Source organism: Limosilactobacillus walteri, from assembly GCF_014830205.1.
Classification (GTDB): domain Bacteria; phylum Bacillota; class Bacilli; order Lactobacillales; family Lactobacillaceae; genus Limosilactobacillus; species Limosilactobacillus walteri.
Map to the genome: position 1 here is coordinate 45,337 of NZ_QORN01000037.1, position 7,689 is coordinate 53,025.

Below are 7,689 nucleotides of genomic sequence, written 5' to 3' on the forward strand. Positions count from 1 at the left end.
TAATTATTTTAACAATTCTTTGTACTTATCTTCGTACTTTTCAACATCGCCTGCACCCATAAATACGACTACAGCATTATGGTATTGAAGGAGCTTATCAAGCGTATCCATATCAATCCCCTCACTACCATCAATCCGTTGCTCTAAGTCAGCACTGGAAACATTTCCGGCATTTTCACGAATTGAACCAAAGATAGGGGTTACAAAAGTTTTGTCAGCCCGACTTAATGACTTGGCAAAACCATCAATATATGCTGCCAAACGAGAATAAGTATGTGGTTGAAAGACGGTGATAATCTGTCGGTCTGGGTATTTTTGCCGAGCAGCATCAATTGTCGCCTTAATCTCGCTTGGATGGTGAGCATAGTCATCAATAATCGTCATATCAGCAATATCACTCTCGCTAAACCGACGCTTAACACCGCTGAAGTTAGCTAGCTCTTGCTTGATCTCATCCATATTCATATGTTCCATGTAAGCAACGGCAAGAACTGCCAAACTATTCAAGACGCTATGTTCTCCATATAGGTGGATAGTAAAAGTTCCCAGCTTTTGGTCGCGGAAATATGCATCATAAGTTGAACCGGCTGGTGTTCGTTGAATATTTTCAGCTCGAAAGTCATCGTCTGGGTTTGTTCCATAGTAGTAAACAGGAACGTCAACGTTTAATTGACGAAGGTTCTGATCATCACCCCAGGCAAAAATTGCTCGTTGCACTTGCTTGCCATACGTCTCAAATGAATCCCGAACATCATTAATATCTTTAAAGTAATCTGGATGGTCAAAATCAATATTGGTCATGATCGCGTAATCCGGGTGATAAGCAAGGAAGTGGTCACGGTACTCATCAGCTTCAAAAACAAAGAAACGAGCATCCGCGTTACCCTTACCAACTCCGTCACCGATTAGGTAGCTCGTTGGCTCAACTGCCGCTAGTACATGGGATAAGAGCGCTGTTGTGCTAGTCTTGCCATGCGCCCCTGCAATCCCAATACTGGTATGGTTTTTTACTTCTTTTTCTACAGCTTCAGGATAACTTAAAATTTGGAGACCTAATTCATGTGCTCGTTTAATCTCTGGGTGATCATCGTCAAAGGCATTTCCTTGAATAACGATCATTCCTGATTCTAAGTTAGCTGGATCAAATGGTAAAATCTTAATTCCCGCCTGTAGTAATGGCGCTTGTGTAAATGTTTCTTTTTCAATGTCTGAACCTAGTACTCGGTGTCCTTTATCATGAAGGATACGTGCTAAAGAGGCCATCCCAGTCCCTTTAATGCCAACAAAGTAATACGTCTTTTGTTCCATCAATCCAATTCCTTTCAACAATTCAATTTAAAATAAAATATGATGATCGGGGCTGAAAATTAACGCAGCCTCTTTAGTATATAATCTTGATAATTACCGCACTGATAAATCAGCGGCTGGGGCTATTTTTCTGGGAAGAAAGTATCCGCCTTAGCAAAGTCAACTGCCTCGCCGACTTCCTGCCATTCATCAGGAATAATAAACAACCCTTTTTCGTCAGGAGCGTTCTTAATGCGTAGCTCACGGAAACCACAAAGCATACCATCACTATCAACGCCCATTAATTGCCCAGGCCAAATAATCTTGCCATCAGGCATCATTGCTCCTGGACGAGCAACTACAACCTTGATTCCTTCGGCAACATTGGGTGAACCACAGACAATTTGAACGGTCTTATCCGCAGCAATCCGCGTTTGGGTTACCTTTAAGTGGTCAGACTTAGGGTGGTCAGTAATCTTTTCGACATAACCAACCACAAACTTAGGTTCTTCGTCTGCTGTTAAAAATTTATCAAAACCCGCTTCTTTAAGTTTTGTATTTAACTTTTCTACTTGGGTAGGATTTAAAAAGACCTGACCGTTTTCACTTGTTAATTCTGGTAAAATCTTGCTGGCATTCATAAAATTATAGCCAAGCAAGTCGCCATTTTCTGATGTAATTTGGGCTACGTCATCAGCAATCTTTGTATCTTGATTTTCCGCATCAGGCGCGGTAATGACAACTAAAATGTCACCTAATTCCTTGGGATTATAACTTGAAATTAACATCAAATATTCCTCTCTCTAATATAATATCTACCGTCTAATATTATGACACAAAAAGAAGACCGTGAAAAACATATTTTAAAGCAATAAAGGAGGCTGAAAAATACAGTCCCTTTATCAAATTATTCACAGCTATTCTATTTTACTTCAAATTACGCAAAAAATCTTCTACTTGTTGCTTTGTTTTCCGGTCTTTATTGACAAAACGGCCAATTTCTTTACCGTTATCGTAGACAATAAAGCTTGGAATCCCAAAAACATTTAGCTCAGCAGCAAGATCAATATTTTCATCGCGATCAACCTGATAAAAAGTATAATCACTAAAATCTTGTTCAATTTCAGGCATCGCCGGTTTAATAAAGCGGCAATCAGGACACCAGTCCGCTGTAAAAAAGAGGACGACTTTGCCTGTTCCGATTGTTTTTACTAACTGGTCTTCGTTTAGTTGTGGTAATCTTTCCATAAGTTCTCATCCCCAAATAATTTTAGCAACATTATACCATGCTTCTTATCAATTGTAAGTAATCTGCTTGTGAAGATTAGATGTTTGGCTTTTGAGAATTAAAAATGATAAAATAAGTAAAAAAGTTAGGAACGAATAAAATAGTGAAGGAAGCAATCATATGAATGCAAGTAATAACTCCCTTAATCCATGGATAATTCCAGTTACGCTTGGAGCTTCAGGTATTGCTGGTTTTATTGCTGGTAAATTATTTGGAAATCGTCAAGTATCTGCTGATCGTATTTTAAAGCTAGTCAAAAATGACTTTGCCAGCGAAGGAGCAGTTACTGGTAGTTGGATTAACGATAAGGCAATTCCTTTTCAACGTTTTGCAGTTAAGACTGATGCCTATGAAGGCGGGATTTCCCGATTAGAAGATGGCGAAAAAGTTGAATATGAATTCGTTGCTGATGCATACACTGGCAGCTTGTTAGAATTAAAACGTATCGAAAACGATTAATTACGCGACACTAACCAAAAAGATCCAAATATTCGGATTTCCGAAATATTTGGATCTTTTCTTTAATTAATGGGTAAAACCATACTTTTTTAGTATATGTGTTGGATGGGCAACAAGGTGGCTCTTATTTAATTCATTGATTGATTGCTTCATATCTTCAATAAAGTCACACGCCATATTCATTCCAAGGTCAGCCCGACAAACTATCCGTTGGACTTCAATCTTATCAAGGTCTTTTGGCAAGGGGTATGCTGGTACCTGCCACCCCTTCATCCGTAAGCGGTCAGCAAGGTCATAAAGATTCCATTGGCGTTGATCGTCTTTTTTCAGTTTATAGCAAACAATTGGCAAGTGGGCACCATCGTTAACAATCTCAAAATAGCCAAGTTTTGCAATCTCTGTAGCCAAATAGCGAGCAACATTATGTGTCCGCCGTTGGATCTCTCGGTAACCTTTAAAGCCGAACCGCACAAAATTATAGTATTGCCCAATAATCTGCGAAGCACTACGAGAAAAGTTAATCGCCATTGTCGGTAATTCGCCACCAAGGTAACTAACTTTAAAAATCAACTTCTTAGGCAAAAACTTCTTATCCCGCCATAGGATCCAACCAATCCCCGGATAGACCAGCCCATATTTATGACCAGACGAGTTAATTGAGACAACATTTTTCAACCGAAAGTCCCACTTAATCTGCGGGTCCATGAACGGCGCATAAAAGCCACCGGAAGCCGCATCAACATGAATATATACCTTATAAGGGGTGGTCTGATTATATTCTTCGACTAGGTCATTAAGCTTAGCAATATCATCATAACGACCAGTATAGGTAATCCCCATAATCCCGACAATGCCAATCGTATATTCATCGACATAATCCATTACCTTATCCATGTTCAAAGATTGGTGCTGCTCATCCATTGGTACTGTTCGCAATTCAATGTCAAAATAAGTAGCAAATTTTTCCCAGCAGACTTGATAACCCGATGAAATTACCAAATTGGGCTTGTGGGCATTAATGTCTAATCCTAATTTTTCTGCCCGCTGCCGCCAGGCAAACTTCATCGCTAGCCCGCCAAGCATACAACCTTCTGATGACCCTACCGTCGATGTTCCCATATACTCCTCATTGGGCTGCGCATGCCAAAGATCAGCAATAATATTCACACAACGGTTTTCTAGCTCCGCCGTCCGCGGATATTCAGACTTATCAATCGCATTCTTATCCATGGTTTCAGCCATGATTTTATCAGCTTCCGGCTCCATATATGTTTGACAAAAGGTTGCTAAATTTTCACGCGCATTTCCTTCATCTAGCAGCTGGTCCTTCACAATCCGATAGGCAATCCGTGGTTCAACTGGTTCATCATTTAACTTATATTTTGGTAATTGGTGGTCTGATGTCGTTGAACCAAAAATCGGATCAAGAAAATCCCGTTCCTCTTTATTTTTCTTACCATACAACCCAGCCATAGGAATACCTCCTCCATCTTTTATAAATAATTTTTTATAAGCTATTTTTATTATCTATTCATTATGTCTTTCTTGTCAATTAACAGCCACTCCCATAAATCGATTATCATTTTTCCTTTTTGATACCTGACAAATACAGAAATTTATCCTGTATTATTTAGCCGAATCGTTAATCGTTCCCACAAAGGTCGGCTATAATAAAATATAATAATCAAAAGCAGGAGGAGATTATGATGAATCTTAACGATGCAATTCAAGAATGCTGGGATAAGATCGATGAAGGACAAGTTGCGACCTATATCCCCGGGTTAGCAAAAGTTGACCCTTATCAATTAGGTATCTACTTATTTGACGTGACTAATGACAAGCAATGTCAGGCTGGTGCCTCCCAGGTTCGCTTTGCTATTGAGAGTGTTTCTAAAGTTATCACCCTTCTCTATGCAATTGAACGATTAGGGCTTACCGCGGTGGAAGCCCAAGTAGGCACGCGGCAAACCGGCTTTCCTTTTGACACAATTCTTAATATGGAAATCACCAAAGAAATCCACCCGCTCAATGCTTTTATTAATAGCGGGGCGATTTTAATTTCTTCATTAATTGAAGTCCAAGATGATCAGACCCCCTTTGAACAAATTCTTGATTTTACCCGTAAAATTTGCAATGATTCGGAAATTACGCTTGATGAAGGCATCTATCAATCCGAACTCCGTACTGGCGACATGAACCGTTCTCTTGCCTATTACCTTAAAGCTAAGGGCGCCCTTAATAATGACGTCACACTCAGTCTTGAAACCTACTTCAAGCAGTGCTCGATGATGGTCACCTGCGAGAGTTTGGCTAACCTGGGAGCGGTTCTTGCTAATGATGGGGTCGCCCCTTGGAATGGAAAACGGATCATTTCTAGTGCTGCTGCTACATATACCAAATCAGTCATGATGACAACTGGTCTTTATAATGAATCGGGGACCTACTCGGTCAAAATTGGGGTGCCGACCAAGAGCGGAGTCGGCGGCGGACTTGTAGCAGCCGCTCCCAACCATTACGGAATCGGCATCTTCAGTCCGGCATTAGACTATGCTGGTAATAGCGTTGCTGGTCTTGCCCTTCTGGAATTAATTAGTAAAGAACTAAAGCTCAGCATCTTTAAATACTAACAAAGGATTTTAATTATGAACTACTTTATCACTAGTCGCCAAGATCTTCAGACTTCTGCGATTGAACTTGCCCAAGTCAAACGATTACGAATTTTTGACCATCTCCGGGCACCAGCAACCATCCTCACGATGCTTTATAACTTTGATCATCAGGCGGTGGAAGAAAAACTCAATGTGACTGGAAGGGTGGTCAATCTCTTTCAGCACTATCAGCAGCTCCCCTACCATTCTGATCCTGCAATCGATCAGCAAATAATCCACCGTGAACTAAATGTGTTAGGCTGGCAGATCAAAGATAATTGTGCCATTCATAACAACAAAATCCGTGTACGGATCAATATGCGCAATAATCGGCTTTATTACATTGATTATCTTGACCAGTATGGCTTTACAGACCGCCGTGATTTTTATGATCAAGGTTGTCGGACTTACACTGAATATTTTGAGGATAAAGGACGGCTTGTGGTACGCCAATATTATGACAGCCAAGGACAAATTAAACTTAGCTACCACTATCGGGGCGGTGATGGCAATGTGCCGATTCTCACCCTTATCCAGTTAGCCGATCAGGGAAAAGAATGGCAATTTGATAATGAAGCTGAACTCCGCGCCCACTTCCTAGATAGCCTTGTCACCGATAATCCTCAAGCGATCTTGATTAGTGACCGGTCAAATATTGCTTTGAAAGCTTTTGCCCTAATGACTCGTCCAGCAAGACGTTATCAAGTATTTCACTCTGCTTTTACTGATGATGGACAAAGTAACGGACCAATCTCCGCAATCTATCAGCCTATTACCACTATGCTTGCTACAGGCCAGCTTACCGGCTTGATTTCAGCAACCCAGCGTGAAGCTGACGATGCTAGTCGCCGTTTTCACACCAGTCATAGTTACGGAATCTCCGTGACCTACTTATCCGCTGGGGAACTATCAATGAAAGTACCATTTAACAAACGGAAAGCAGGTAAGTTTATTGCCGTTGCTCGACTGTCAAAGATTAAGCAGCTTGATCATATTATCAACACAGTCACCCATTTGCATCAGTTCTTTCCACAAGTAACGCTCGATATTTACGGATATGAGGACAGCTGGAATCAATACCAAACTGCAAAGGCTCTCAAAGCACTCGTTAAACACCAACAAGCAGAAGATTATATTCATTTTGCTGGCTATCACGATAATCTCCACACTGTATATGAGCAAGCACAGGCAGAAATTCTGACAAGTCATTACGAAGGGTTTGCCATGGCCCTGCTTGAAGCACAGGGTCATGGATGTCCTGCTATTAGCTACGATATTAATTATGGCCCTGCTGAAATCATCGATGACCATGTCAGTGGCGAACTAATTCCGGCAAACGACCAAGAAGCATTGTATCAGAGCTTATCCCGCTTATTGGCAAAGCCCGCGTTAGTAAAGAAATATGCCAGCCACACTCAACAATCCGTGCAAAAGTATTCGTTTGATTGCGTAGCAGAAAAGTGGGCAAGCTTAATCAATAACTAAAATTCAAGCGTCAGGCCACAAATAGCACAGAACGCAAATAAGGGCGCCAAAACTTGGAAAACTATCCGAGCTTTGGCACCCTTTTTATATTTGCAAGAGACGTGAAAAATTATAAATGGTTTCTATCACGATCCCTTTCTTATTTTTGAAGAATTATCATTAACTATTTCGTTTCTTGTTATTAACCTTTGTTAAACCAAGTGCAGATAAGATACCAGCAAAGCCCATCGCAATTAATCCGCGCGAGTTTTCATTACCAGTTTGTGGTAATTGTTTGGTGTTTTGCTTTGCTGTTGACTGAACAGTGACTTGCGCCTTCGGAGAATCTACCAATTGACGACTAGCATTAACCGTCACCTTAGCTTGTTCCCCTTGTTGACCGGTCAAAGGAGGGTTGGCATTAAGTTGGTTATCATCCTTTTTCTCACTATTAATTGCTACTGTGGAATTAGTAGTGGTCGATTGTTCAGTCGGCTGTTCTGTTGGTTGAGCAGTCGGTTGGCTTGTCGGTTGCTCTGTTGG

8 protein-coding genes are annotated in these 7,689 nt (G+C 40.9%); 3 read left to right on the forward strand and 5 right to left on the reverse strand.

The features are described 5' to 3' along the window. Positions 1-3 precede the first annotated feature (3 nt). From murC to DTK66_RS08865, 3 genes are all read right to left on the reverse strand, one after another. Positions 4-1,308, reverse strand: coding sequence for a UDP-N-acetylmuramate--L-alanine ligase (murC, locus tag DTK66_RS08855; RefSeq protein WP_191668437.1), 1,305 nt, complete (start codon positions 1,306-1,308; stop codon positions 4-6). 122 nt (positions 1,309-1,430) lie between these two features. Continuing rightward, positions 1,431-2,075: a YtpR family tRNA-binding protein gene (gene ytpR / locus DTK66_RS08860; RefSeq protein ID WP_153931063.1), complete on the reverse strand. Its 645-nt coding sequence runs from the start codon at positions 2,073-2,075 to the stop codon at positions 1,431-1,433. A 139-nt stretch (positions 2,076-2,214) separates the two neighbouring features. Beyond that, positions 2,215-2,535 carry a thioredoxin family protein gene (locus DTK66_RS08865; RefSeq protein ID WP_153931064.1) on the reverse strand — a complete coding sequence of 107 codons (321 nt, stop codon included), beginning with the start codon at positions 2,533-2,535 and terminating at the stop codon, positions 2,215-2,217. 160 nt (positions 2,536-2,695) lie between these two features. Between DTK66_RS08865 and DTK66_RS08870 the strand changes: the two genes are divergently transcribed. Beyond that, positions 2,696-3,034 carry a PepSY domain-containing protein gene (locus DTK66_RS08870; protein WP_153931065.1) on the forward strand — a complete coding sequence of 113 codons (339 nt, stop codon included), beginning with the start codon at positions 2,696-2,698 and terminating at the stop codon, positions 3,032-3,034. Positions 3,035-3,100: 66 nt separating this feature from the next. On the opposite strand, the gene gad is transcribed toward DTK66_RS08870, so the two are convergent. Beyond that, on the reverse strand, positions 3,101-4,507 hold the full coding sequence (gene gad / locus DTK66_RS08875; RefSeq protein ID WP_191668438.1) for a glutamate decarboxylase: 1,407 nt from the start codon (positions 4,505-4,507) through the stop codon (positions 3,101-3,103). A gap of 233 nt (positions 4,508-4,740) precedes the next feature. Here gad and glsA point away from each other — a divergent pair, with 233 nt between their 5' ends. Together glsA and DTK66_RS08885 are read left to right on the forward strand one after the other, a co-directional pair. Then, positions 4,741-5,661, forward strand: coding sequence for a glutaminase A (gene glsA, locus DTK66_RS08880; protein ID WP_191668441.1), 921 nt, complete (start codon positions 4,741-4,743; stop codon positions 5,659-5,661). Between the two features lie 15 nt (positions 5,662-5,676). Then, complete coding sequence (locus DTK66_RS08885) at positions 5,677-7,167, forward strand: glycosyltransferase (protein WP_191668439.1); 1,491 nt, start codon at positions 5,677-5,679, stop codon at positions 7,165-7,167. A gap of 159 nt (positions 7,168-7,326) precedes the next feature. On the opposite strand, the gene DTK66_RS08890 is transcribed toward DTK66_RS08885, so the two are convergent. Next, the coding region (locus tag DTK66_RS08890; RefSeq protein WP_191668440.1) for an LPXTG cell wall anchor domain-containing protein at positions 7,327-7,689 on the reverse strand (363 nt) is incomplete at its 5' end.